General features: G+C 73.8%; 24 protein-coding genes. 15 read left to right on the top strand and 9 right to left on the bottom strand.

All coding sequences use genetic code 11. The features are described 5' to 3' along the window. Positions 1-396: 396 nt before the first annotated feature. A complete protein-coding gene (locus ABEB00_RS27690) occupies positions 397-981 on the bottom strand; it encodes a hypothetical protein (protein WP_345623117.1) in 585 nt (194 codons plus the stop codon). Between the two features lie 615 nt (positions 982-1,596). Here ABEB00_RS27690 and ABEB00_RS27685 point away from each other — a divergent pair. Together ABEB00_RS27685 and ABEB00_RS27680 are read left to right on the top strand one after the other, a co-directional pair. Next, positions 1,597-3,144: a glutamate-cysteine ligase family protein gene (locus ABEB00_RS27685; protein WP_345623116.1), complete on the top strand. Its 1,548-nt coding sequence runs from the start codon at positions 1,597-1,599 to the stop codon at positions 3,142-3,144. A 90-nt stretch (positions 3,145-3,234) separates the two neighbouring features. Beyond that, a complete protein-coding gene (locus tag ABEB00_RS27680) occupies positions 3,235-4,032 on the top strand; it encodes a CPBP family intramembrane glutamic endopeptidase (protein ID WP_425586577.1) in 798 nt (265 codons plus the stop codon). Between the two features lie 109 nt (positions 4,033-4,141). On the opposite strand, the gene ABEB00_RS27675 is transcribed toward ABEB00_RS27680, so the two are convergent. After that, positions 4,142-4,954: a PhzF family phenazine biosynthesis protein gene (locus tag ABEB00_RS27675; RefSeq protein WP_345623114.1), complete on the bottom strand. Its 813-nt coding sequence runs from the start codon at positions 4,952-4,954 to the stop codon at positions 4,142-4,144. Between the two features lie 148 nt (positions 4,955-5,102). Here ABEB00_RS27675 and ABEB00_RS27670 point away from each other — a divergent pair, with 148 nt between their 5' ends. From ABEB00_RS27670 to ABEB00_RS27660, 3 genes are all read left to right on the top strand, one after another. Further along, on the top strand, positions 5,103-5,786 hold the full coding sequence (locus ABEB00_RS27670) for a PadR family transcriptional regulator (RefSeq protein WP_345623113.1): 684 nt from the start codon (positions 5,103-5,105) through the stop codon (positions 5,784-5,786). Positions 5,787-5,891: 105 nt separating this feature from the next. Next, positions 5,892-6,467 carry a Clp protease N-terminal domain-containing protein gene (locus ABEB00_RS27665; protein WP_425586576.1) on the top strand — a complete coding sequence of 192 codons (576 nt, stop codon included), beginning with the start codon at positions 5,892-5,894 and terminating at the stop codon, positions 6,465-6,467. Positions 6,468-6,600: 133 nt separating this feature from the next. Further along, a complete protein-coding gene (locus tag ABEB00_RS27660) occupies positions 6,601-7,599 on the top strand; it encodes an EamA family transporter (RefSeq protein ID WP_345623111.1) in 999 nt (332 codons plus the stop codon). 178 nt (positions 7,600-7,777) lie between these two features. Here the strand turns inward: ABEB00_RS27660 and ABEB00_RS27655 are convergent, their stop codons facing one another. Next, entirely contained in the window at positions 7,778-8,488 is a 711-nt protein-coding gene (locus ABEB00_RS27655) for a pyridoxamine 5'-phosphate oxidase family protein (RefSeq protein ID WP_345623109.1), read from the bottom strand. 36 nt (positions 8,489-8,524) lie between these two features. On the opposite strand from ABEB00_RS27655, the gene ABEB00_RS27650 reads away from it, so the two are divergent. Next, entirely contained in the window at positions 8,525-9,856 is a 1,332-nt protein-coding gene (locus ABEB00_RS27650) for an aminotransferase class I/II-fold pyridoxal phosphate-dependent enzyme (protein ID WP_345623108.1), read from the top strand. A gap of 69 nt (positions 9,857-9,925) precedes the next feature. Here the strand turns inward: ABEB00_RS27650 and ABEB00_RS27645 are convergent, their stop codons facing one another. Together ABEB00_RS27645 and ABEB00_RS27640 are read right to left on the bottom strand one after the other, a co-directional pair. Next, positions 9,926-10,393: a pyridoxamine 5'-phosphate oxidase family protein gene (locus tag ABEB00_RS27645; protein WP_345623107.1), complete on the bottom strand. Its 468-nt coding sequence runs from the start codon at positions 10,391-10,393 to the stop codon at positions 9,926-9,928. Positions 10,394-10,558: 165 nt separating this feature from the next. Beyond that, a complete protein-coding gene (locus ABEB00_RS27640; protein ID WP_345623105.1) occupies positions 10,559-11,065 on the bottom strand; it encodes a Rieske (2Fe-2S) protein in 507 nt (168 codons plus the stop codon). A 221-nt stretch (positions 11,066-11,286) separates the two neighbouring features. Between ABEB00_RS27640 and ABEB00_RS27635 the strand changes: the two genes are divergently transcribed. From ABEB00_RS27635 to ABEB00_RS27610, 6 genes are all read left to right on the top strand, one after another. Further along, entirely contained in the window at positions 11,287-12,159 is an 873-nt protein-coding gene (locus ABEB00_RS27635; protein ID WP_345623104.1) for a HipA family kinase, read from the top strand. A gap of 20 nt (positions 12,160-12,179) precedes the next feature. Further along, complete coding sequence (locus ABEB00_RS27630) at positions 12,180-12,608, top strand: DUF3037 domain-containing protein (RefSeq protein WP_345623155.1); 429 nt, start codon at positions 12,180-12,182, stop codon at positions 12,606-12,608. Positions 12,609-12,786: 178 nt separating this feature from the next. Next, a complete protein-coding gene (gene fabG / locus ABEB00_RS27625) occupies positions 12,787-13,548 on the top strand; it encodes a 3-oxoacyl-ACP reductase FabG (protein WP_345623103.1) in 762 nt (253 codons plus the stop codon). A gap of 13 nt (positions 13,549-13,561) precedes the next feature. Continuing rightward, on the top strand, positions 13,562-14,329 hold the full coding sequence (locus tag ABEB00_RS27620) for an SDR family oxidoreductase (protein WP_345623101.1): 768 nt from the start codon (positions 13,562-13,564) through the stop codon (positions 14,327-14,329). A gap of 131 nt (positions 14,330-14,460) precedes the next feature. Next, positions 14,461-15,144 carry a uracil-DNA glycosylase gene (gene ung / locus ABEB00_RS27615; protein WP_345623100.1) on the top strand — a complete coding sequence of 228 codons (684 nt, stop codon included), beginning with the start codon at positions 14,461-14,463 and terminating at the stop codon, positions 15,142-15,144. A 172-nt stretch (positions 15,145-15,316) separates the two neighbouring features. After that, positions 15,317-15,838, top strand: coding sequence for a hypothetical protein (locus ABEB00_RS27610; RefSeq protein ID WP_345623099.1), 522 nt, complete (start codon positions 15,317-15,319; stop codon positions 15,836-15,838). Positions 15,839-15,954: 116 nt separating this feature from the next. Here ABEB00_RS27610 and ABEB00_RS27605 read toward each other — a convergent pair whose 3' ends face one another. After that, complete coding sequence (locus tag ABEB00_RS27605; RefSeq protein ID WP_345623098.1) at positions 15,955-16,470, bottom strand: hypothetical protein; 516 nt, start codon at positions 16,468-16,470, stop codon at positions 15,955-15,957. Between the two features lie 306 nt (positions 16,471-16,776). Here ABEB00_RS27605 and ABEB00_RS27600 point away from each other — a divergent pair, with 306 nt between their 5' ends. Further along, positions 16,777-17,682, top strand: a complete 906-nt coding sequence (locus ABEB00_RS27600) for a Gfo/Idh/MocA family protein (protein WP_345623097.1) — start codon at positions 16,777-16,779, stop codon at positions 17,680-17,682. On the opposite strand, the gene lnt is transcribed toward ABEB00_RS27600, so the two are convergent. After that, positions 17,606-19,180, bottom strand: coding sequence for an apolipoprotein N-acyltransferase (lnt, locus tag ABEB00_RS27595; protein ID WP_345623096.1), 1,575 nt, complete (start codon positions 19,178-19,180; stop codon positions 17,606-17,608). The two genes, ABEB00_RS27600 and lnt, sit on opposite strands and share 77 nt — an antisense overlap. A 156-nt stretch (positions 19,181-19,336) precedes the next feature. Here lnt and ABEB00_RS27590 point away from each other — a divergent pair, with 156 nt between their 5' ends. Both ABEB00_RS27590 and ABEB00_RS27585 read left to right on the top strand, forming a co-directional pair. After that, the gene (locus tag ABEB00_RS27590) at positions 19,337-19,510 is read left to right on the top strand and encodes a hypothetical protein (RefSeq protein ID WP_345623095.1); all 174 of its coding nucleotides are present in this window, start codon (positions 19,337-19,339) and stop codon (positions 19,508-19,510) included. 34 nt (positions 19,511-19,544) lie between these two features. After that, complete coding sequence (locus tag ABEB00_RS27585; RefSeq protein ID WP_345623094.1) at positions 19,545-20,282, top strand: SDR family NAD(P)-dependent oxidoreductase; 738 nt, start codon at positions 19,545-19,547, stop codon at positions 20,280-20,282. A gap of 10 nt (positions 20,283-20,292) precedes the next feature. Here ABEB00_RS27585 and ABEB00_RS27580 read toward each other — a convergent pair whose 3' ends face one another. Together ABEB00_RS27580 and ABEB00_RS27575 are read right to left on the bottom strand one after the other, a co-directional pair. Beyond that, positions 20,293-20,871, bottom strand: a complete 579-nt coding sequence (locus tag ABEB00_RS27580) for a chloramphenicol phosphotransferase CPT family protein (protein ID WP_345623092.1) — start codon at positions 20,869-20,871, stop codon at positions 20,293-20,295. A 41-nt stretch (positions 20,872-20,912) separates the two neighbouring features. Further along, positions 20,913-21,092 carry a hypothetical protein gene (locus ABEB00_RS27575; protein ID WP_345623091.1) on the bottom strand — a complete coding sequence of 60 codons (180 nt, stop codon included), beginning with the start codon at positions 21,090-21,092 and terminating at the stop codon, positions 20,913-20,915. Between the last annotated feature and the right edge of the window lie 73 nt (positions 21,093-21,165).

The following is a 21,165-nucleotide window of genomic DNA, read 5'->3' as shown; positions in this document are numbered from 1 at the left end:
GATCTTTCGCTCTGTCGTGCGGTGTGGGTGGTGTGCTGTCGTGTCTGTTCCGCGGCGTGAAACCTCGTTCATGGCCGCCCCCGTCGGGCAAGTGGGTTCGAACCCAGTGTTGCCCTGCCGGACCCGTTCCGCAGGTATTTGACGGCACCGCTTCTCACAGGTTGAAGACGCGTCACCCACGCGGACGGTTCAACTCGAAGGGCTGTCACTTCGGGGGGTTCGCCGTAGTCCGAAAGGGCTAGTCCGACCGGGGATCGGGCGCGTTGTCGGCTCGTAGGAGCAATTGCTCGCTCCTACGAGCGACACGCCGATCAGGGGATCACGGGAGGGACTGCGGCAGGCAGTGCGGCTGGGGCTGAAGCCATGGCGGGGCAGGGGCCGGGGGCGGGCTCGGGTTCAGGCGGGTGAGCTCAGCAGTCGGGTGGGGGTGACCCGGTGCGTCAGTACCGGGAGGAGGTCCTCGACCCGGTGCGGCAGGTGGGCCGCGATGCCGGGGGGTGCCGGCGCCAGCGGCACCAGCAGGTCGGTGGCGTCCGGGCGGCCGGTGGCCGGGTCCGCCGCGCGGTCGCCGTGCAGCCACAGGGTGAGCATGTACAGGCCGGGCACCGACAGCAGCCGCGGCTGGTAGCTCCCCTCCACCGTCTCGGCGTGGCGCAGCGCGCGCTCCGTGGAGGCCACGTAGGGGCCCTCGAAGAAGCGGGCGAAGGCCCAGCCGTCCGCGGTCAGCACGGTCTCGGCCGCGGCCACCGCGCGGTCCTGGCTGCGGATGAGGAAACGCCAGCCCGCCAGCCGGGTGGCCCAGACACCCTCGGGGGCACCCCGGTCCAGGACGTGCAGCGGCAGCGGCAGTTCGGGGGTCATCGGACCCCGGGCGCCGAGCAGTGACGGGGTCCGGGCCTCCCGGACCGCGGTCGGCGAGGACAGGGCGGTCAGGACGGTGCGCAGGGCGGGCGCGGGAGCCGGGGGGACATGCAGCGGCATGGTGGGTCGCCTCTCATTCGAAGGCACGGTGGCGCGAGGGCGTGGCGGGGCGTGGCCGAGCGGACGACGCTGTCAGCTCACGGGAGCAGTGAAGCGGGGGCCGGGCCGGAGACCGGGGTGCGGAGTGGGCATTCCGTAGGTCGCCTCGGCAGGATCCTCCGGCCGTGGGCGCCCATCTGCTGCCGTGTCTGCGGAGTTTATACGGCAAATGTTCGGGCTGTGTTTCGGCTAGCCGTTTCCGGCGGACGGAACAAGGCCGCATTCGGTCGGTGATATGCGGTAAACATCCTGATTCCGGACCGGGTGCGCGGCGGTGACCTCCGGTAATGCCCGGGAAGCGGTCGGCCAATTGCCGTCAGCCTTTTCCACGACATCCGTACCGAAATCCGTACCCAAAACCGCACCGGCATCCGTACCCCCGTCCACAGCGGCCGCCGCACCACGAAACTGCGGACGCGCCATGCCCGGCGAATGTGCCTCCGGTCACACCGGCTCAGAGTAGCGGTTCGTGAGCCGGTGAGGAGACGTTATCGATCGCTTGGACGGGGCATCCTTCCACCTGACCGCACACCGGCGGCCGGACCACCGGCCCGCTGATCCGAGGAGGAAGCTTCCATGGGGGAAAAGGTCGTGGCAGGCCGTTTCGACCTGTCCGATCGTCAGCGCTACCGCGACAAGCTGCGGAGCTGTCTGACGGGCTTGGAGCGGCTCCTGGCTCAGGAGCGGTTCGACCGTCCGAAGAACCTGATGGGGCTGGAGATCGAGCTGAACCTCGTCGACGCCGACGGGATGCCCAGAATGCTGAACGGGCAGGTCCTCGAACGCATCGCGAGCCGCGACTTCCAAACAGAACTCGCCATGTTCAACCTCGAAGTGAACATCGCCCCCCATCGGCTGGGCGGCCGGGTTTTCGACCGGCTCGCCGAGGAAATCCGCACCTCGCTGGCGTACGCCGACCGAAAAGCCGGTGAACTGGACGCGGGAATCGCGATGATCGGGATTCTGCCGACCCTCGACCGGGACGACCTCGTCTCGTCCAACCTCTCCGACGTGGACCGCTACGCGCTGCTCAACGAGCAGATGGTGGCCGCCCGCGGCGAGGACTTCCATCTCGACATCGACGGCGTCGAACGTCTCACCTGCACCTCGAAGTCGATCGCGCCCGAGGCCGCCTGCACCTCGGTGCAACTGCACCTCCAGGTGACCCCGCAGCGCTTCCCGGACGTGTGGAACGCCGCCCAGGCGATCGCCGCCGCCCAGATCGCCGTCGGCGCCAACGCGCCCTTCCTGTTCGGCCGGGAGCTGTGGCGGGAGTCGCGGCCCCCGCTGTTCCAGCAGTCCACCGACACCCGCCCGCCCGAGCTGCAGGCGCAGGGGGTGCGGCCGCGCACCTGGTTCGGGGAGCGCTGGATCACCTCGGCCCATGAACTGTTCGAGGAGAATCTGCGCTACTACCCGGCGCTGCTGCCGCTCTGCGACGACGAGGACCCGCTGGAGGTGCTGGACGCGGGCGGCGTACCGTCCCTCGCCGAGCTGGTCCTGCACAACGGCACGATCTACCGCTGGAACCGGCCCGTCTACGACATCGCCGACGGCGTCCCCCACCTGCGGGTGGAGAACCGTGTCCTGCCCGCCGGCCCCACCGTCACCGACGTCATCGCCAACGCGGCCTTCTACTACGGCCTCGTCCGCGCGCTCTCCGAGGAGTCCCGGCCGGTGTGGTCGCGGCTGCCGTTCGAGGCCGCCGCCGCCAACTTCGACGCCGCCTGCCGGTACGGCATCGAGGCGCGGTTCGAGTGGCCGCGGCGCGGTCCGCTGGGCGGCACCGCCGAGGTGGACGCGACCGCCCTCGTCCTCGACGAACTGCTGCCGCTGGCCGCGGCCGGGCTGGACGCGTGGGGCATCGAGCCCGCCGACCGCGACCTGTACCTCGGCGTGATCGAGGAGCGGTGCCGGCGCCGGGTCAACGGCGCCTCCTGGCAGGCGGCGACGTTCCACCGGGCGCTGGAGGGCGGGATGTCCCGGGAGGCGGCGCTGGCCGCGACGACCCGGCGCTACCGCGAACTGATGCTCAAGGGGGACCCGGTCCACCTGTGGCCGGTCGGCCATCCGGAGCCGGAGCCGGAGCAGGAGCAGGAGCCGGTGCGCCAGGGCAGGTCGTAGGGGCGGCCCGCCCCCGCGCCGGCGCCCGCCTCATACTGGGCGTGCACGTGTCGCGCGTGCACGTGTGACGTTCCGGTCGAGGCGGGTGTGATGGCGCAGGCGGGCCCGGTGGGCGATTCCCTTCCCCAGGAGCGGCTCTCGCGACGGGTCCTCCGTCACGAGACGCTGCTCGTCCTGGCCCTCTCGCTGGGCGCGAGCGGAGTCTCCGCGCTGATCAGCTTCATCGGCTCGGTCACCCGGCCGGGCGGCCTCAAGGACCAGGCGGCCACGCTCAACGCCTCGGCCGCGCCGGGCCGCCCCTGGCTGGACCTGGCCTGGCAGCTCTTCGGGATCGGCACCGCGCTGGTGCCCGTCGCGCTCGTCGCCCATCTGCTGCTGCGCGAGGGCAGCGGCCTGCGCGCGCTGGGCTTCGACCGCGGCCGGGCCGGCTTCGACCTCCTCCGCGGGGCGGTGGTCGCCGCCGTCATCGGCAGCACCGGGATCGCCTTCTACCTCGCCGCCCGCGGCCTGGGCTTCAACCTCACGGTCGTGCCGGAGGCCCTGCCCGAGGTCTGGTGGAAGTACCCGGTGCTGATCCTCTCGGCGGTGCAGAACTCCGTCCTGGAGGAGGTCGTCGTCGTCGGCTATCTGCTGCGCAGGCTCGACGGGCTGGGCTGGACGCCCAGGGCGTCGCTGGCGGCCAGTTCGGTGCTGCGCGGGTCGTACCACCTCTACCAGGGCATCGGCGGCTTCGTCGGCAACATGGTCATGGGCGTGGTGTTCGTGTACCTGTACCGGCGCTGGGGCCGGGTGGGCCCCCTGGTGGTGGCGCACTCGCTGCTCGACATCGGGGCGTTCGTCGGATACGCGCTGCTGGCCGGGAAGGTGAGCTGGCTGCCGACCGCCTGACGGTTCGGCGGTTCGGCGGCGCGGAAACGGTCGTACGTCCTTCCCCGCTGCCCGCGTCCCGTTCCGCGCCCTCCTCTCCGGGGCACCAGGCCGGCAGGTCCTCTCCGGGTCACCAGGCCAGCAGGTCGCCCTCGATCACCGTCACCGCGTGTCCGGTCAGGAGGGTGCGGGCGCCGCGCAGTCCGGTGCGGACGAGGCCGGAGCGGGGGGATGCCTGGAGCCCGGTGAGGTCGGGGCGGCCGAGCCGCTCGGACCAGAAGGGGGCGAGGGAGGTGTGGGCGCTGCCGGTGACGGGGTCCTCGTCGATGCCGACGTTGGCGAAGAAGCAGCGGGAGACGAAGTCGTAGTCGCCCGCGGGGTCCTCGGCGCGGGCGGTGGCGATCACGCCCCGCTCCGCGTGGGCGGCCAGCGCCCTGTGGTCCGGCGTCAGACCGCGGACGGTCTTCTCGTCGGCGACCTCCACCAGCAGGTCACCCACCTGCGGGCCGGTGTCCAGGACCGTGCGGGGCTCGGCGCCCAGCGCCTCGGCGAGCCCGGCGGGGACCTCGGTCGGCGTCAGCGGGGCGGTCGGGAAGTCCAGGGTGATCGAACCGTCCGGGCCGGGCGTGGCCAGCAGGACCCCGCTGCGGGTGGCGAACCGGACGGTTCCCTCGTGGGCGCCGGTGGTGTGCAGGACGTGCGCGGCGGCCAGGGTCGCGTGACCGCACAGCGCGACCTCGGTGGCCGGGGTGAACCAGCGCAGCGCCCAGTCGGCCTCGTCGCCCTCGGGCAGCCGGTGGGCGAAGGCGGTCTCGGCGTGGTTGACCTCCAGGGCGACCTTCTGCAGCAGGTCGTCGCCGGGGAAGGCGTCCAGGAGCAGGACTCCGGCGGGGTTGCCGGCGAAGGGCCGGTCGGTGAAGGCGTCGACGATTCGGATGCGCATGCGCCGACGGTAGGGGGCCGGGGGAGCGCGGGACCAAGGCCAATCCGCAGGGGCTGGACCGAGTTTTCCGCACGGGGTTGTCATCCGAACAGTCCCGATATATCGTTGAGGCATCGCGACAGATCAACGACTGAATGGAGTGATGGCTATGCGTAGCCACGGATACGAGCGTGGACATGGTGGACGCGGCCAGGGCGGGCCCTCGGGGCGCGGTGGCCGCGGTTTCGACGGCCAGGACGGTTTCGACGGCCGGCGTGCGGCCTTCGGACCCTTCGGGCCCGGGGGGCACGGTGGCCCCGGCGGTCGCGGGGGTCCCGGCGGTCCTGGTCCGTTCGGGCCGGGCTTCGGCTCCGGGCCCTGGGGCGGCCGGGGGCGCGGTGGGCCGAGGGGGAGGGCGCGGCGCGGCGACGTACGCGCGTCGATCCTCGCCCTGCTCAAGGAGCGGCCGATGCACGGCTACGAGATGATCCAGGAGATCGCCGAGCGCAGCGGCGGGGCGTGGAAGCCCAGCCCCGGCTCGGTCTACCCCACCCTCCAGCTCCTGGAGGACGAGGGCCTGATCGCCAATGAGAACGAGGGCGGCAAGAAGCTGTTCGCCCTCACCGAGGCCGGCCGCACCGCCGCCGAGCAGGGCGCCGAGGCACCCTGGGAAGAGGCGTCGCGCGGCGTCGACTGGGAGGCGCTGAACGACATCCGGCAGGCCGGTTTCGGTCTGATGGAGGCGTTCGGCCAGGTCTGGAAGACCGGCAGCAAGGAGCAGCGGGAGAAGGCGCTCGACGTCATCAACGACACCCGCAAGAAGCTGTACCGGATCCTCGCCGACGAGGACTGACGGCACCGGCTCCGCCTTGCCTCCCGCCTGATCTCCTCCGCAAGGAGGAGATTTCGGCGGGGGCGGTCCCCTCAGCGTCGGAGGTGAAGATGCTTCCCGGCGGGGATGCCCCGGGCTCCTGCGACTGGTGGGGTGGGACACGTGCGAACCCGTACTTCCCGGCAGTCGGCCGGTGCGCAAGGTGACCGGCTGCCGGACGGCCCCGACCACGACGCCCGGCTGAGCGCCGCGCTGGCGTCGGTGGTCTCCGGCGCCCGCCGCCGCGCGCTGCGGGACGGAGACCGCCACATCGACACGGCCCACCTGCTGCACTCGCTCCTGGAGTCCGACCCCGGTGCGCGGGCCGCGCTCGGCGACGACCCCCGGCCGGCCCGGCTCCTCGGTTATCTGGTGCAGCGCAGCATCGGCTATGGGCTGCGCTGGCAGGGGACGGTCGAGGACTCGGGGGCCGGGCCCGCGGTGCCCGGGCCCGCGGGCCTGTCCCCGGTGGCCGCCGCCGCGGTGGCGTACGCCTGCGCCCGCGCCGCGCGCCGCGGCCGGGTGCGGGCCGACGGTGTCGACCTCCTCGCCGCCCTCGTGACGGACCCGAGGTCGCGCGCCGCGGAGGTGCTGGACCGGGCGGGCATCGACCCCGGCGAGGTGCTCGCGCGCGCCGACGGGCAGGCCGGGCCGGCGCTCTGACGGCCGGTCCGGAGCCTTGGCGGCCTGCGGCCCGGCGCCCTTTCCCACCCTTGCGCCTGTCTCCCCGCGTCCGGACGGTGAGACAGGTGTCATCCGGGGTGACGGTCATGTCCTGGCCTGTCATCATGGGCCGGTGCATACGTCTGAGAGCGTCGGCGGCCGTGGTGGCAGAGGCGTGGGGCTCGGTCTCGCGCTGGCGTCCGCGGTCGCCTTCGGCGGTTCCGGGGTCGCGGCCAAGCCGCTGATCGAGGCGGGCCTCGACCCGCTGCACGTGGTGTGGCTGCGGGTCACGGGCGCGGCCGTGGTGATGCTGCCGCTCGCCGTGCGCCACCGGGCGCTGCCGCGCCGTCATCCGGGTCTGCTCGCCGGGTTCGGACTGCTGGCCGTCGCCGGTGTCCAGGCCTGCTACTTCGCCGCGATCTCCCGTGTTCCGGTGGGGGTCGCGCTGCTCGTCGAGTACCTGGCGCCCGCCCTCGTCCTCGGCTGGGTGCGGTTCGTGCAGCGGCGGCCGGTGACCCGGGCCGCCGCGCTCGGGGTGGTCCTCGCGGTCGGCGGCCTGGCCTGCGTGGTGGAGATCTGGTCGGGCCTCGGCTTCGACGCCCTCGGTCTGCTGCTCGCGTTCGGTGCCGCGTGCTGCCAGGTCGGCTACTTCGTCCTGTCCGACCGGGGCGGCGACGCCGGCGACGACGCGCCCGACCCGCTCGGCGTGATCGCGTACGGGCTCCTCGTCGGTGCCGTCCTCCTCACCGCGGTCGCCCGCCCCTGGAACCTGGACTGGCCGGTGCTCACGCACACCGTGCCCGTGAACGGCACCCCGGTGTCCGCCGCGCTGCTGCTGGCCTGGATCGTGCTCGTCGCCACGGTGCTCGCCTACGTCACCGGGATCGTCGCCGTACGCCGGCTCTCGCCGCAGGTCGCGGGGGTGGTGGCGTGTCTGGAGGCGGTCCTGGCCACCGTGCTGGCCTGGGTGCTGCTCGGCGAGCGGCTGTCGGCCCCGCAGGTCGCCGGCGGGGCCGTGGTCCTGGTGGGCGCCTTCATCGCCCAGGCGTCGGCGCCCGCCAGGGGTGCCGCTGACCCCGTGGCGGCCGGCGGCCCGGAGCGCGAGTTGTCCCGGCGGGAACCGGCCGCCTGAGGCGGGCCCCGCGCGAGCGGCCCGGCGCGTTACCGCTGCTGTCCTCGGTCGCCGGCCTCGCGGCCGCGGAGACCCGGGACGCGCGGAACGCGCCGGGCCGGCGGAGGAACGCCCGGTGCGTCCGACCGGCGGCGGCGCCCGACGGGGCGCTCGACGGGGGGCGCCACCGCGAGGGGCGTCAGACCTTCAGGTAGTCCGGCAGCGCGGTGCCGGGGGCCAGGGCGGGATCGGCGACCGGGGTGCCGTAACCCTTGCGCAGGGGGACGAGTCCGGCCCAGTGGGGGAGGGCGAGGTCCTCGGCCTCGTCGTTCACCCCGCCGGTGCGGGCCTTGGCGGACACCTCGCGCAGGTCGAGGCGGAGGACCGCGGTGGCCGCCAGTTCCTTCCTGTTCGCCGGCCGGGAGTCGCGCGAGCGGCCCGGCACGACCTGGTCGACCAGGGCGTCCAGGGCCGCGCGCTTCTCCTCGGGGTCGGTGACGTCGTACGCGGTGCCGTGCGCCACCACCGACCGGTAGTTCATCGAGTGGTGGAAGGCCGAGCGGGCCAGCACCAGCGCGTCCACGTGCGTGACGGTCAGGCACACGGGCAGTCCCGAGTCTTTCCCGCCGGCCATCCGCAGCGGGCGCGAGCCCGTGGAGCCGTGCACGTAGAGCCGCTCGCCGACCCGGGCGTACAGCGTCGGCAGCACCACCGGGGCGCCGTCGCGCACGAAGCCGAGGTGGCAGAGGTGCCCCTCGTCGAGTATCGCGTGGACCACTTCCCGGTCGTACGAGGCGCGGTCCGCGGAGCGGGTGGGGACGGTGCGGTCGGTGGGGGCGTAGGCGGCGGACCGCGGCGGCGTCTGCGGGAGCGGCCGAGGCTGCCGCGGTGTCTGCGGGGGGCCCTGCATGGGTGCTCTCCATTGCACTAGTGCATACTTGGCTTTGTGCTAGGAGAGTATCGGATCAGTGGGCGGCGCGCTGTCGAGATCGCGTCGAGTGTGGAGCGCGCGGTGGGCGCGGGCCAGATGGAGCCGGGGCAACTGCTGCCCCCTATGCGGGAGTTGGCCGAGCGCCTCGGGGTGAACGCGAACACCGTGGCCGCCGCCTACCGCACCCTGCGGGAACGCGGGGTGATCGAGACGGCCGGGCGCCGCGGCAGCAGGGTCCGGGCCAGGCCGGCCACCACGGGCCGTGAGTTCATCCGGGTGGAGGTGCCCGAGGGCGTCCGGGACCTGTCCGACGGCAACCCCGATCCCGCGCTGCTGCCCGCGCTCGCCCCGGTCTTCGCGGCGGCGGCCGAACGGGGCGACCGGGAGCCGGTCAGGTACGGACACGCGCCCGTCGAACCGGAACTGGCGCGCCTGGCCCGGGCCGAACTGGACGCCGACGGGGTGCCGGACGGGCCGGTCGCCGTCACCTCGGGCTCGCTGGACGCGATGGAACGGGTGCTGGCCGCGCACCTGAGACCGGGCGACGCCGTCGCCGTCGAGGACCCCGGCTGGGGCAGCCTCCTCGACCTCGTCCCGGCGCTCGGCCTGCGCCCGGTGCCGGTCGGCGTGGACGACGAGGGTCCGCTCCCCGACGACGTGCGGCGCGTGCTGGCGGCGGGTGCCCGCGCTCTGATCGTCACCGACCGGGCACAGAACCCGACCGGCGCGGCGGTGAGCGCCCCGCGCGCGCGTGCCCTGCGGTCCCTGCTCCGGGCGCACCCCCGGACGCTGCTGATCGAGGACGACCACGGTCACCGCATCGTCGACCTGCCCCTGCACCCCCTGGCCGGGACCACCGACCGGTGGGCCCTAGTCCGCTCGGCCGCCAAGGCGTACGGCCCCGACCTGCGGCTCGCCGTCCTGACCGGCGACTCGGTCACCCTCGACCTGGTCCGCGGGCGCCAGCGCCTGGGCCCCGGCTGGGTCAGCCTGCTCATCCAGCGGGCCGTGGCCGGGCTGTGGGCGGCGGGCGCGGTGGACCCGGCCGCGGTGGCGGCGGCGTACGACGGGCGCAGGGACGCGCTGGTCGGCGCCCTCGCGCGACGCGGGGTCGAGGGGTACGGGCGCAGCGGTATGAACGTATGGGTCCCCGTGCCCGACGAGACCGGGGCGGTGGCCCGGCTCCTGCACGCGGGCTGGGCGGTGGCGCCCGGCGCCCGCTTCCGGATCGGCGCACCGCCGGGCATCCGCGTCACCGTCTCCACGCTCACCCGGGACGACACCGAGCCGCTGGCGCACGCCATCGCCGCGGCGGCCGGCCCGGGCCCGGCCCGCAGTCACGCCTGACCGCCCCGGGGCAGAAGAGTCCGCCGGCCGGCCCGCGGCTACGGCCGCCCCCTCGCAGGCGCGACGCTCCTACAGGGTGGCCAGTTTGCGGAAGTCCCAGGAGACGGTCTTCTCCGGGGTCAGGCGCAGCCAGGCGTGCCGGCCGTCGTGCGGTATCTCGTCCAGGTCGAAGTTCTCGCGGGCGAACAGCGTCTCCGGTACGTCGAGTTCGGCGCACGGTTCACCGGTGCGGGGCACCTCGCCGACCTGGGCGACGGTGCCGGACAGCTCGACCCCGCGCAGTTCGTCGTACCGCTCGCCGGTGTCGACGACGACCGCCACGCGCGGGTCGCGGCGCAGGTCGGTCCAGCGCTTGCTGCGCACGACCGAGTACAGCCACATCGAGCCGCCGTGCCAGACGAACCACAACGTGCTCACGTGCGGGGCGCCGCCGGGCGAGACCGTGGCCACCCGGCAGATGCGCTGCTGGGTGAGGAACTCGTCCAGTTCGTCCGGCGTCATCATGATTTTGCGGCCCCGGCGCTGTGTGGTGGTCATACGGCCCCTCTTCTCCCGCGTCGGGCCGGAGGAGATCCCCCCGGCCTCACGTCGTCATCTACCCGGCCTTCCCCGCCTCCGAGTCCTCCCGAGCCCTCCCGAAGTCCTCGCCGGGTCCTTCCGGGTCCTCTCAAGTGCCGTCGTCGCCGTGCGCCTCGGCCGTGCTCAGGCCAGTGAGATGGAGTCCCCGCTGACGGTGATCGGTACGGCGGGCAGCGGCTTCTGCGCGGGCCCGCTCCGCACACTGCCGTCCGCGGCGGAGAAGTTGCTGTTGTGGCAGGGGCAGTTGATCACGCCGTCGGAGACGTCCTTCACCACGCAGCCCTGGTGGGTGCAGGTCGCGGAGAACGCCTTGAACTCGCCCGCCGAGGGCTGGGTGACGACCACCTTCTGGTCCGCGAAGACCTTCCCGCCGCCCTCGGGGATGTCGGACGTCGCCGCGAGGGCCGTCCCGCCGCCCGCATCGCCTTCGGCTGAACCGCCGTCACCGGCGGCGTCGTCGCCCTGTTCGGTACCGGCCGAGTCCGACGCTGTGGAGCCGGCCGGGTCCGACCCGCTGTCGTCGGAGCCGCCGCACGCGGTCAGCGCGGCGGCGAGGGTCGCCGCTCCGGCCGCCGCCACGACGGTTCGCCGGGCCGGTCGCACTGCGGAGGTGAGCGAGGTGCTGGTCATGCCGATGTTCCCTTCCGGGGGTGGACACGGGAGCTGAGCTGCCGTGGGGTACGGCCGCCGGGCACGTGCCGTTCATGGACCGTGTCGAGATGCTGGCCGGTAGGCGGTCGGAGGAACGTAAGCCACGGCTGTCGTTCCCCTGTCGGCACGGGCGCGGGGACGGCCGCCCGGGCGAGCGCACCTCGCCCCGGCGGCCCGTCGCGCGCCGGTAACCTGGGGCGATGCTCAAGGAAGTCATCGCGACCCGCTACATCACGCCCCTGCGTGAGGGCGGCTCGCTGCCGGGACTCGTCGAGGGCGACGACTTCCGCACGTACGTCATGAAGTTCACCGGAGCGGGCCAGGGCCGCAAGACGCTCGTCGCCGAGGTGGTCTGCGGCGAACTGGCCCGCCGGCTGGGCCTGCGCGTGCCGGGCCTGGTGACGCTCACCCTCGACCCGGTCCTGGGGCTCGGCGAACCCGACCCGCAGGTGCAGGAACTCCTGCGGTCCAGCGGCGGCACCAACCTCGGCATGGAGTTCCTCTCCGGCGCCCTCGGCTTCGACCCGCTCGCCTTCCCGGTGAGCCCCGAGGAGGCCGGGCGGATCGTCTGGTTCGACGCGCTGGTCAACAACGTCGACCGCTCCTGGCGCAACCCCAACCTGCTGCGACGGCAGGGCGACGTCTGGCTCATCGACCACGGCGCCACCATGATCTGGCACCACAACTGGCCCGGCGCCGAAGCCTCCGCCGCCCGCCCCTACGACGCCTCCGACCACGCCCTGGCCTCCTTCGCGCCGGACGTGCGCGCCGCCGCCGCGGAGCTGGCCCCCCGCGTCACCGAGGAACTCCTCGCCGAGGTCACCGCCGAGATCCCCGACGCCTGGCTGACCGACGAACCCGGCTTCGACACCCCGGACGACCTCAGGCGGGCCTACGCGCGGCCACTGCTCGCACGGGCGGCCGGCGTCCACGAGCGGATCACCGGAGTCGGACACGGCACCGGAGCCGGACGGAACGCCGGGGTCGGACGCGGCACCGGAGCCGGACGGAACGCCGGAGTCGGGGAGAGCACCGGAGCCGAGCGGGACACCGCGGACGAGGGGGACAAGTGAGCAGCGAACGCCACATCCACATGGCCGGGCACGTGGTCGAACGCCACATCATCCGGGGCGGCGAGACCAACGAGCGGGACGTCTTCGAGTACGTCCTCCTGCGCGTCGTCCCCCGCGTCGAGCGCGGCGAGTGCGTCAACGCCGGAGTGCTCCTGTACTGCCGCGCCAAGGCGTTCGTCGCCGCCCGCACCCACCTGGACGAGGCCAGGCTGCTCGCCCTCGACCCGCAGGCCGACGTCGCCGGAGTACGGGCCGCCCTGGACGCCGTCGAGAGGGTGTGCGGCGGCGGCGCGTCCGCCGGGCAGGCCGCCGCCGACGACCCCGGCCGCCGCTTCCGCTGGCTGATCGCCCCCCGGTCCACGGTCGTGCAGCCCGGTCCGGTCCACACCGGCCTCACCGCCGACCCGGCCGCCGAGGTGGAACGGCTGCTCGACCTGCTCGTGCGCTGACCCCGCCGACGGCCGCCCTTCGGCACGGCACCGGCCGGGGGGGGATGGATCACACCGGGCCGGTGTCCCGTTGACACCGGGTGCCAGGGCTTCTAGCGTCACGTCTGCTGAAGGTACTAAGCGGTCGCTCACCGCAGAGCGGGCCGCCCAGCCGCATCCCCAGGACGAGGAGAGCAGCATGTCCACCACTGAGCAGCGGGTCGCCGTAGTCACCGGTGCCGCGCGCGGCATCGGCGCCGCCACCGCCGTACGGCTGGCCGCCGAGGGCCGGGCGGTCGCCGTGATCGACCTGGACGAGGCCGCCTGCAAGGACACCGTGGAGAAGATCACGGCGGCCGGCGGCAAGGCGATCGCGGTCGGCTGCGACGTCTCGGACGAGGCTCAGGTCGAGGCGGCCGTCGCGAGGATCGCCGAGGAGCTGGGCGGCCCGACGATCCTCGTCAACAACGCGGGCGTGCTCCGTGACAACCTGCTGTTCAAGATGAGCGTCTCCGACTGGGACACCGTCATGAACGTCCACCTGCGCGGCGCCTTCCTGATGTCCCGTGCCTGCCAGAAGCACATGGTGGACGCCAAGTTCGGCCGCATCGTCAACCTGTCCTCCTCCTCCGCCCTCGGCAACCGCGGCCAGGTCAACTACTCCGCTGCCAAGGCCGGTATGCAGGGCTTCACCAAGACCCTCGCCAAGGAGCTGGGCAAGTTCGGCGTCACCGCCAACGCGGTCGCCCCCGGCTTCATCGCCACCGACATGACCGCCGCGACCGCCGAGCGCGTCGGCATGGGCTTCGAGGACTTCAAGGCCGCCGCCGCCACCCAGATCCCGGTGCAGCGCGTCGGCGAGGCCGACGACATCGCCAACGCCGTCGCCTTCTTCACCGGCGAGGCCGCCGGTTTCGTCTCCGGCCAGGTGCTGTACGTGGCCGGCGGACCGCTCGACTAGGGGACGGACACACATGACTTCCGTGGAACTTCCCGCACTCTCGGGCAAGGTCGCCCTCGTCACCGGCGCCAGCCGGGGCATCGGCTACGGCGTCGCCGAGGAACTCGTCGCCCGCGGCGACCGGGTCTGCATCACCGGCCGCGGCGAGGACGCCCTGAAGGAGGCCGTCGAGAAGCTCGGCGCCGACCGGGTCATCGGCGTGGCCGGCAAGGCGCACGACGAGGACCACCAGGCCGCCGCCGTCGAGCGCACGATGGAGGCGTTCGGCCGCGTCGACTTCCTGGTCAACAACGCCGGTACCAATCCGGTGTTCGGGCCCATCGCCGACCTCGACCTGAACGTCGCGCGCAAGGTCTTCGAGACCAACGTCGTCTCCGCGCTCGGCTTCGCCCAGCGCACCTGGCACGCCTGGCAGAAGGAGAACGGCGGCGCGATCGTCAACATCGCCTCCGTCGCGGGCGTCTCGGCCTCGCCGTTCATCGGCGCGTACGGCGTCAGCAAGGCCGCGATGATCAACCTGACGCTCCAGCTCGCGCACGAGTTCGCGCCGAAGGTACGGGTCAACGCCATCGCCCCGGCCGTGGTGAAGACCAAGTTCGCCCAGGCCTTGTACGAGGGCCGGGAGGAGGAGGCGGCCGCCTCCTACCCGCTGGGCCGGCTCGGGGTGCCCTCCGACATCGGGGGCGCCGCCGCGTTCCTCACCTCGGCGCAGTCCGCGTGGGTCACCGGTCAGACGCTGGTGATCGACGGCGGCATCTTCCTCAACGGCGGTGTGGGCTGACGGACCGGTTGCCGAAGGGCGTCGTTCCGGCAAGGAACGGCGCCCCGGATCACCGGTGGCCCGCTCGGTTGTCAGTGGTCGCCTGTAGGTTCTGCGGTACGCAAGCGACCGCACACCGTAAGGGAATTGACGTGACCGACATCGCCATGCTGCCCGAGTCCTGGCGCGAGGTGCTGGGGGACGAACCGCAGAAGCCCTACTTCAAGGAGCTGACGGAGTTCGTCGAGGAGGAGCGGGCGAAGGGCCCCGTCTACCCCCCGCGCGAGGAGGTCTTCGCCGCGCTGGAGGCCACGCCGTACGACCAGGTCAAGGTGCTTGTCCTCGGCCAGGACCCGTACCACGGGGAGGGGCAGGGCCACGGACTGTGCTTCTCGGTGCGGCCCGGCGTGCGCGTCCCGCCGTCCCTGCGCAACATCTACAAGGAGATGCACGCGGAGCTGGGCACCCCGATCCCGGACAACGGGTATCTGATGCCGTGGGCCCGGCAGGGTGTCCTGCTGCTCAACGCGGTGCTCACGGTCCGCGCGGGGGAGGCCAACTCGCACAAGGGCCGCGGCTGGGAGCTGTTCACCGACGCGGTGATCCGCGCGGTGGCCGAGCGGCCCGACCCTTCGGTCTTCGTACTGTGGGGCAACTACGCCCAGAAGAAGCTGCCGCTCATAGACGAGTCGCGGCACGTCGTGGTGAAGGGCGCGCATCCCTCGCCGCTCTCCGCGAAGAAGTTCTTCGGGTCCCGCCCGTTCACGCGGATCGACGAGGCGGTCGCCGCCCAGGGGCACGAGCCGATCGACTGGACCATCCCCGACCTGGGCTGACCTGCGCTGAGCCGGGCTGACCGGGGTTGACCTCGGCTGACCCGGGCCGACCCGGGCGTGGCCGGTCCGGCCGGTGGCGGATCGCGCCGAGTCTGCGCCGCGATCCGCCGGACAGGGCCTAACGTCGTGGGCGACAGCGCCGGCACACGGCACGCAGCACACGGAGGACGCGGTGGCCCAGGGGCAGGAGCAGACGGCGTCGGACGCCGTGCCGACCCGGATCGGGCAGGCCGTCATGCTGCACCACGCGGGCGACCGCGAGGAGGCCCGGCACCGCTACCTCCAACTGTGGGACGAGATCGGCGAGCACGGCGACCCCCTGCACCGCTGCACGGTGGCCCACTACCTCGCCGACGCCCAGGACGACCCCGTGGACGAACTGGCCTGGGACCTCAGGGCCCTGTCGGCGGCGGAGGAACTCACCGACGGCAGGCCGCGCCACCACGAGGGGGCGCTCGCCGCCCGCGCCCTCGCCCCCTCCCTCCACCTGAACTTGGCCGCCGACTACCACCGGCTCGGCCGCCGTGAGGCCGCCCGCCTGCACCTGTGGCGCGCCCGGCGCGCGGCCGAGATCCTCGGCGAGGACCGCCACACCCTGGGCGTCCGCGCCGCCATCGACACCCTGGAGCGCAGGCTGGACGAGGCCGGCCGTGCTCCGGACGGCCCGTGGGAACCACCGAGACAGCGCCCCTGAGCGGCGCCCGCCCGACGAGACGGCGGGGCGGCAGGTGTGGCGGGGGAGTCGGGGATGGCGGGGGAGCCGGGGGCGCCGCGCGTGCGGCGTCCGCGCGGTCCGACGAGGCGGCGGGTTCAGCGGCCGTACGTCCGCTCGCAGATGGCGGACTCCGGACTGCCCGCCCGCCAGCCGCCGTACTTCCGTCCGAGACCGCACACATCGCCGCCGCCCCGCGCGGCGCCGGGGGCGGCGGGGGAGCCGGGGGCCGGGGCGCGCCGTTCCGGTGCGGTCCGGGGCTCCGGCTCGCGGGGCACGGGCCGGGCGGCTCGCGGCCGGGTCGCCTCCGCCGGAGGCCGCCGGTGCGGCAAAGCGGCACCCTCCGGCGCGCGGAGCGACTTCTCGCCCGCGTGACCGGGACCGCCCCCGCGCCCCGGCCTCCCCTCCCGGGCAGGTCCGATCATCTCCAGCGCCTCCTCGGCGGGAGCCTGCACGGCCCGGGGCCGTGCCGGGCCGTCCGGACGGGGTGCCGGAGGCCGGGCACCGGACGTCGCCGGGTCCGGGACGGGGGGACGCTGGACCGTCACACAGCCGGTCAGGGCCGAGAGGGCCACGGACACCAGGAGCGTCGCGGTGGTCGTCGTTCGATACACCCGCGCCACTCTGTCGGCCGCGGCGCCCGGCGCGGTGCCGGACGACCGGAGGTTGCCCCGCACGAGTGATCCCCGGGCCGACGCCGCCCCCTGACGGCGGGGACGTCAGGTGCCCGGCCCCCGGCACCCCGCCCGGACGGCGCGGGAACGACGACCCGAGGCCGACCTCCGCCACATGGTGCGTGACGCGTGTCCCGCGCTCCCTCCCGGCCCTAGCCGACCGGCCTCCGCCGCGGTCGCCGTATGCTGCCGAGCGGCGGCCCCGGATCGGGGGCCGTGGGAAGACGACACCTCAGGAGAGCGCCCGTGAAGGTCGGCTGCATCGGACTCGGCGACATCGCGCGCAAGGCGTACCTCCCGGTGCTCGCCTTCCGGCCCGGCGTCGAACTGCACCTGCAGACCCGGACGCCCGCGACCCTCACCGAGGTCGCCGACAGCCTCCACCTCCCGGCCGACCGGCGCCACGCCGACCTCGACGCGCTGCTCGCCCAGGACCTCGACGCCGCCTTCGTGCACGCGCCGACCGACGTCCACCCGCAGATCGTGGAACGGCTGCTCCGGGCCGGCGTCCCCACCTACGTCGACAAGCCGCTCGCCTACACACTCACCGACTCTGAGCGGCTGGTGGCGCTCGCCGAGGAACAGGGCACGAGCCTCGCCGTCGGCTTCAACCGGCGCCACGCCCCCGCCTACGCGCAGTGCGCCGAGCACCCGCGCGAACTGATCCTCCTGCAGAAGAACCGCACCGGGCTGCCCGAGGAGCCGCGCACGATGATCCTCGACGACTTCATCCACGTCGTGGACACCCTGCGGTTCCTCGCGCCCGGGCCGGTCGACGACCTCACCGTCCGCGCCCGGGTCGAGGACGGACTCCTGCACCACGTCGTGCTCCAGCTCGCCGGGGACGGCTTCACCGCGCTCGGCGTCATGAACCGGCTCAGCGGCTCCGCCGAGGAGATCCTGGAAATCTCCGGGCAGGACACCAAGCGCCAGGTGGTCAACCTCGCCGAGGTGATCGACCACAAGGGCCAGCCGACCGTTCGGCGGCGCGGCGACTGGGTGCCGGTCGCCCGGCAGCGCGGCATCGAACAGGCGGTGCTCGCCTTCCTCGGCGCGGTCGGCGCGGGCGAGGTGGTCAGTGCCCGGGACGCGCTGGAGACCCATGAGCTGTGCGAGCGGGTGGTACGCGCGGTCCAGGAGCGTTCCGCCTGAGCCGCAGCGCCCGTACGGCCTCGGCGGCGCCCCAGACCGCGAGCACCAGCAGGGCTCCGTGGAGCGGCCAGTCACCGAGACGGACGTACAGGGTGGTGCCCCGCACCAGCGGAACCTCGTACAGCCGTGCGGCGCTCACCTCGGTGCCGAGCCGCTCCCCGATCCGGGCGCCGTTCGCGTCGTACACGGCGGAGACCCCGGTCAGCGTGGTGTGTGCCATCGGGCGGCCGGTCTCCGCGGCGCGCAGCGCGCCCAGCGACGCGTGCTGCGCGGGCGCCCAGGTGTGCTGGAAGGTCGAGGTCGAGGACTGCGCGAGCAGCACTTCGGCGCCGTCCTGGACGAGATGGCGGCTCATGTCGGGGAAGGCGCTCTCGAAGCAGACCATCGGGCCGACCCGCAGGCCGCCGCCCACGTCCATCACCACCTGCCGGGTGCCCTGCCGACGGTCCTCGCCCGCCGCCTTGCCGACGGAGGTGGCCCAGCCGAGCAGTGAGCGGGCCGGGACGTACTCGCCGAACGGGACGAGCCGCATCTTGTCGTAGCGGTCGCCGGTCGGTCCGTCCGGGCCGACGAGCACCGAACTCTTGTAGATGCCGGGCCGGTCCGAGCGCCGCGCGTCCACGTTGACCAGGATCGGGGCTCCGGTGTCGCGGGCCAGCGCCGCCAGCCGCCGGGCCGTGTCCGGGCGGTCGTCCAGGTCGAAACCGACGCTGCTCTCCCCCCACACGACCAGATCGGCGCCCCGGCCGGCCAGCTTCCGGGTCAGTTCCTCCTCCCGGTCGAAACGGTGGTCGGCGCTCGCGGCGCCCGCCACCACACCGGGCTGGACGACGGCGATCCGGACCTGCCCGGAGATGTCGGGCCGCGGCGACCACAGCCAGGCCGCCGAGCCGATGGCGGCGCTGGCGAGCAGGCCGGCCACGGCGGGCACCCGGGCCCGGTCCACGGCGACCAGTACGGCGACGGCGACATTGACGGCCACCACCAGGAAGCTGATCAGCCACACGCCGCCGACCGAGGCCACCCGCAGCGCCGGGGCGGACTGCCACTGGCTCGCGCCGAGCACCCCCCACGGCCCGCCGAGTCCCTGCCAGGACCGGACCAGCTCGATCGCCAGCCACCCCGACGGCACCACGACGAGCGCCGCCGCCACCCGGACCCGCGAGGGCGCGCCGCCCAGCAGCCGCCGCACCAGCCACCCCCAGGGCGCCCACACCGCGCCGACCAGCGCGGCGAGGACGAACGTGAACACATGCAGGTTCGGCAGCAGCCAGTGGTGCATCGCCAGCATGAACCCGAACCCGCCGCACCAGCCGTCGTACGCCGCCCGCCGCCCGGCCGGCTCCGAGCGGACCAGCAGCAGCCACGGGACGAGTGCGACCCAGGCCCACCACCACAGCGCCGGCGCCGGGAAGGCGAGCACCGGCAGGGCACCCGCGACCACACAGGCCAGGGAGCGGCACCAGGGGGAGGCGAACCGGCGGCCGAGCGTCTTCATGGGCGCCTCCCTACCCCGTGGTACCACCGGCGTGCGCGCCGCCGCCGATCCGGATCATCAGCCGGACGCCAGCCCAGTCGACCACATCACGGCCCCGTTCTCACGCGGACGAAATTCACTGGCCCCGCACGGGCGCCGGGCGCGAGGCTGTCCGGCGTGACCGCCCAGCAGACACCCGTGAACGCCCGGCAGCCGCCCCGCCACCAGATACGCGCCCGCCACACCGGCGAGCTGGAAGCGCGAGCGGATGAGGAGCGGGCCGCCGGGCTGCTGCCGGAGGAGACGCCGTTGCGGATCCCGGAGGCCGACCTGGCGCACCTCTGCGTCTAAAATGATCGATGATCGATCACAAGGGGAGGCAGTGATGACACGTCCCGTCACGGTGGTGACCGGTGGCAGCCGGGGGATCGGTGCGGCGATCTGCCGGCGCCTGGCGACCGACGGGCACGACGTCGTCGTGGGGTACGTCCGGGACGCCGACGCCGCCGGGGCGGTGGCGGCGCGGGTGCGCGAGGCCGGCGGGCGGGCCCTCACCGTGCGGGTGGACACCTCGGTGGAGGAGGACGTCGACCGGCTGTTCGACCTGGCCGAGGGGTTCGGGGCGGTCACGGGGCTGGTGAACAACGCGGCGGTGACCGGCCCGGTGGGACGGCTCACCGACAGCGACACCGCGGACCTGCGCCGGGTCCTCGACGTCAACGTGCTCGGCACGCTCCTGTGCGCGCGGCGCGCCGCCCGGCTCATGGTGGCCCGGGGGAGCGGCGCGATCGTCAGCATCTCCTCCGGCGCCGCGACCATCGGCAGCCCCGGCGAGTACGTGCACTACGCGGCGAGCAAGGCCGCCGTCGACGCCTTCACCCTGGGTCTCTCCAAGGAACTGGGCCCCGACGGCATCCGCGTCAACGCGGTCGCGCCCGGTCTCGTCGACACCGACATGCACGCCGCCATGGGCGTCCCCGACCGGGTCGAACGGATGGCCCCCGGCATCCCGCTGCGCCGGGCCGGCCGGGCGGAGGAGATCGCCGCGGCCGTCGCGTGGCTGCTCTCCCCGGACGCCTCCTACACGACCGGCGCGGTACTGCGGGTGGCCGGCGGGCGCTGAGACCCGCTCCTCACGAGGCGCGGCGCCTCGCGCGCAGCCGCTCGAAGGCCGTGGGCGCGGGCCGGCCGGGCAGGAACTCCGCGATACGCCGGGCGCACTCGGCCGGCGTGGCCGACGCGGTGTCGCATTCGAGGTCGTAGACGCCGTGCGCGTGCACCTGCGTGAGCTGGCGCGCGGCGAGCCCGACGAGCCGGTCGCCGCGCTCACGCTCCCGCCGCTCCAACTCCTCGGCGGGGCAGCGCACGCCGACGAAGACGACGTCCCGCGGGTCGAACAGGGAGAGGCAGTCCGTGAGGCGCCACTCGGCGCTCAGCACATGGTCGACGATCACGTGGTTGCCGGCGGCGGCCATCCCCGCGACGGCCCGGTGGTATCCCTGCCAGGTGCGGTGCAGTACGGCGGGGAGCCGGTCCGGGGGGACGGGCGCCGACGAGCGCATCGCGTGGAAGGCGTCGACCGGCAGGTGGAAGAAGGGCTCGTCGAGTAGGAGCAGCAGTTCGGCCGCGATGCTGGACTTGCCGGAACTGGACGTGCCGTTGAGGAAGATCACGAGGCCGCGTCGCGGTGGTACCGAGGTCAGATGCTCCACGGCACGATCCTAGGGCCCGCCCCGCACACGGCCGCGGGCGGTCAGGCCGCTTCGATCACCTCACCGCGGATCGCGGCGGCCCACTCCACCACCAGCAGCTCGTACTCCTCACGCTCACGGGCCGAGAGTGATCCGCCCGCGCGGCGCCACAGCGCACGGATCCGCTCGTTCAGCTCGGCGGCGGACCGCACGGAACCAGGGGAGGGGGAATCGGGGGACATGCGACAAGCGTAGGGGCAAGCGCTGACAGCGCGCTACCGGGCGGCTACCCACCCGGATGCGCGCCCGCCCGGC

The organism is Streptomyces ziwulingensis (genome assembly GCF_039542605.1).
Taxonomy (GTDB): domain Bacteria; phylum Actinomycetota; class Actinomycetes; order Streptomycetales; family Streptomycetaceae; genus Streptomyces; species Streptomyces ziwulingensis.
The sequence above is the reverse complement of the archived record's forward strand: the minus strand, read 5'-3'. Positions and strand labels throughout refer to the sequence as shown.

Excerpts from the sequence above, each read along its gene's own strand:
- ABEB00_RS27645 (WP_345623107.1), bottom strand. The coding sequence starts at position 10,393 with ATGACCACCACACAGCGCCGGGGCCGCAAAATCATGATGACGCCGGAC.
- ABEB00_RS27685 (WP_345623116.1), top strand. The coding sequence starts at position 1,597 with ATGGGGGAAAAGGTCGTGGCAGGCCGTTTCGACCTGTCCGATCGTCAG.
- ABEB00_RS27575 (WP_345623091.1), bottom strand. The coding sequence starts at position 21,092 with ATGTCCCCCGATTCCCCCTCCCCTGGTTCCGTGCGGTCCGCCGCCGAG.
- ABEB00_RS27680 (WP_425586577.1), top strand. The coding sequence starts at position 3,235 with ATGGCGCAGGCGGGCCCGGTGGGCGATTCCCTTCCCCAGGAGCGGCTC.
- ABEB00_RS27655 (WP_345623109.1), bottom strand. The coding sequence starts at position 8,488 with ATGCAGGGCCCCCCGCAGACACCGCGGCAGCCTCGGCCGCTCCCGCAG.
- ABEB00_RS27620 (WP_345623101.1), top strand. The coding sequence starts at position 13,562 with ATGACTTCCGTGGAACTTCCCGCACTCTCGGGCAAGGTCGCCCTCGTC.
- ABEB00_RS27675 (WP_345623114.1), bottom strand. The coding sequence starts at position 4,954 with ATGCGCATCCGAATCGTCGACGCCTTCACCGACCGGCCCTTCGCCGGC.
- lnt (WP_345623096.1), bottom strand. The coding sequence starts at position 19,180 with ATGAAGACGCTCGGCCGCCGGTTCGCCTCCCCCTGGTGCCGCTCCCTG.
- ABEB00_RS27640 (WP_345623105.1), bottom strand. The coding sequence starts at position 11,065 with ATGACCAGCACCTCGCTCACCTCCGCAGTGCGACCGGCCCGGCGAACC.
- ABEB00_RS27665 (WP_425586576.1), top strand. The coding sequence starts at position 5,892 with ATGCCCCGGGCTCCTGCGACTGGTGGGGTGGGACACGTGCGAACCCGT.
- ABEB00_RS27630 (WP_345623155.1), top strand. The coding sequence starts at position 12,180 with ATGGCCGGGCACGTGGTCGAACGCCACATCATCCGGGGCGGCGAGACC.
- ABEB00_RS27690 (WP_345623117.1), bottom strand. The coding sequence starts at position 981 with ATGCCGCTGCATGTCCCCCCGGCTCCCGCGCCCGCCCTGCGCACCGTC.
- ABEB00_RS27635 (WP_345623104.1), top strand. The coding sequence starts at position 11,287 with ATGCTCAAGGAAGTCATCGCGACCCGCTACATCACGCCCCTGCGTGAG.
- fabG (WP_345623103.1), top strand. The coding sequence starts at position 12,787 with ATGTCCACCACTGAGCAGCGGGTCGCCGTAGTCACCGGTGCCGCGCGC.
- ABEB00_RS27585 (WP_345623094.1), top strand. The coding sequence starts at position 19,545 with ATGACACGTCCCGTCACGGTGGTGACCGGTGGCAGCCGGGGGATCGGT.
- ABEB00_RS27670 (WP_345623113.1), top strand. The coding sequence starts at position 5,103 with ATGCGTAGCCACGGATACGAGCGTGGACATGGTGGACGCGGCCAGGGC.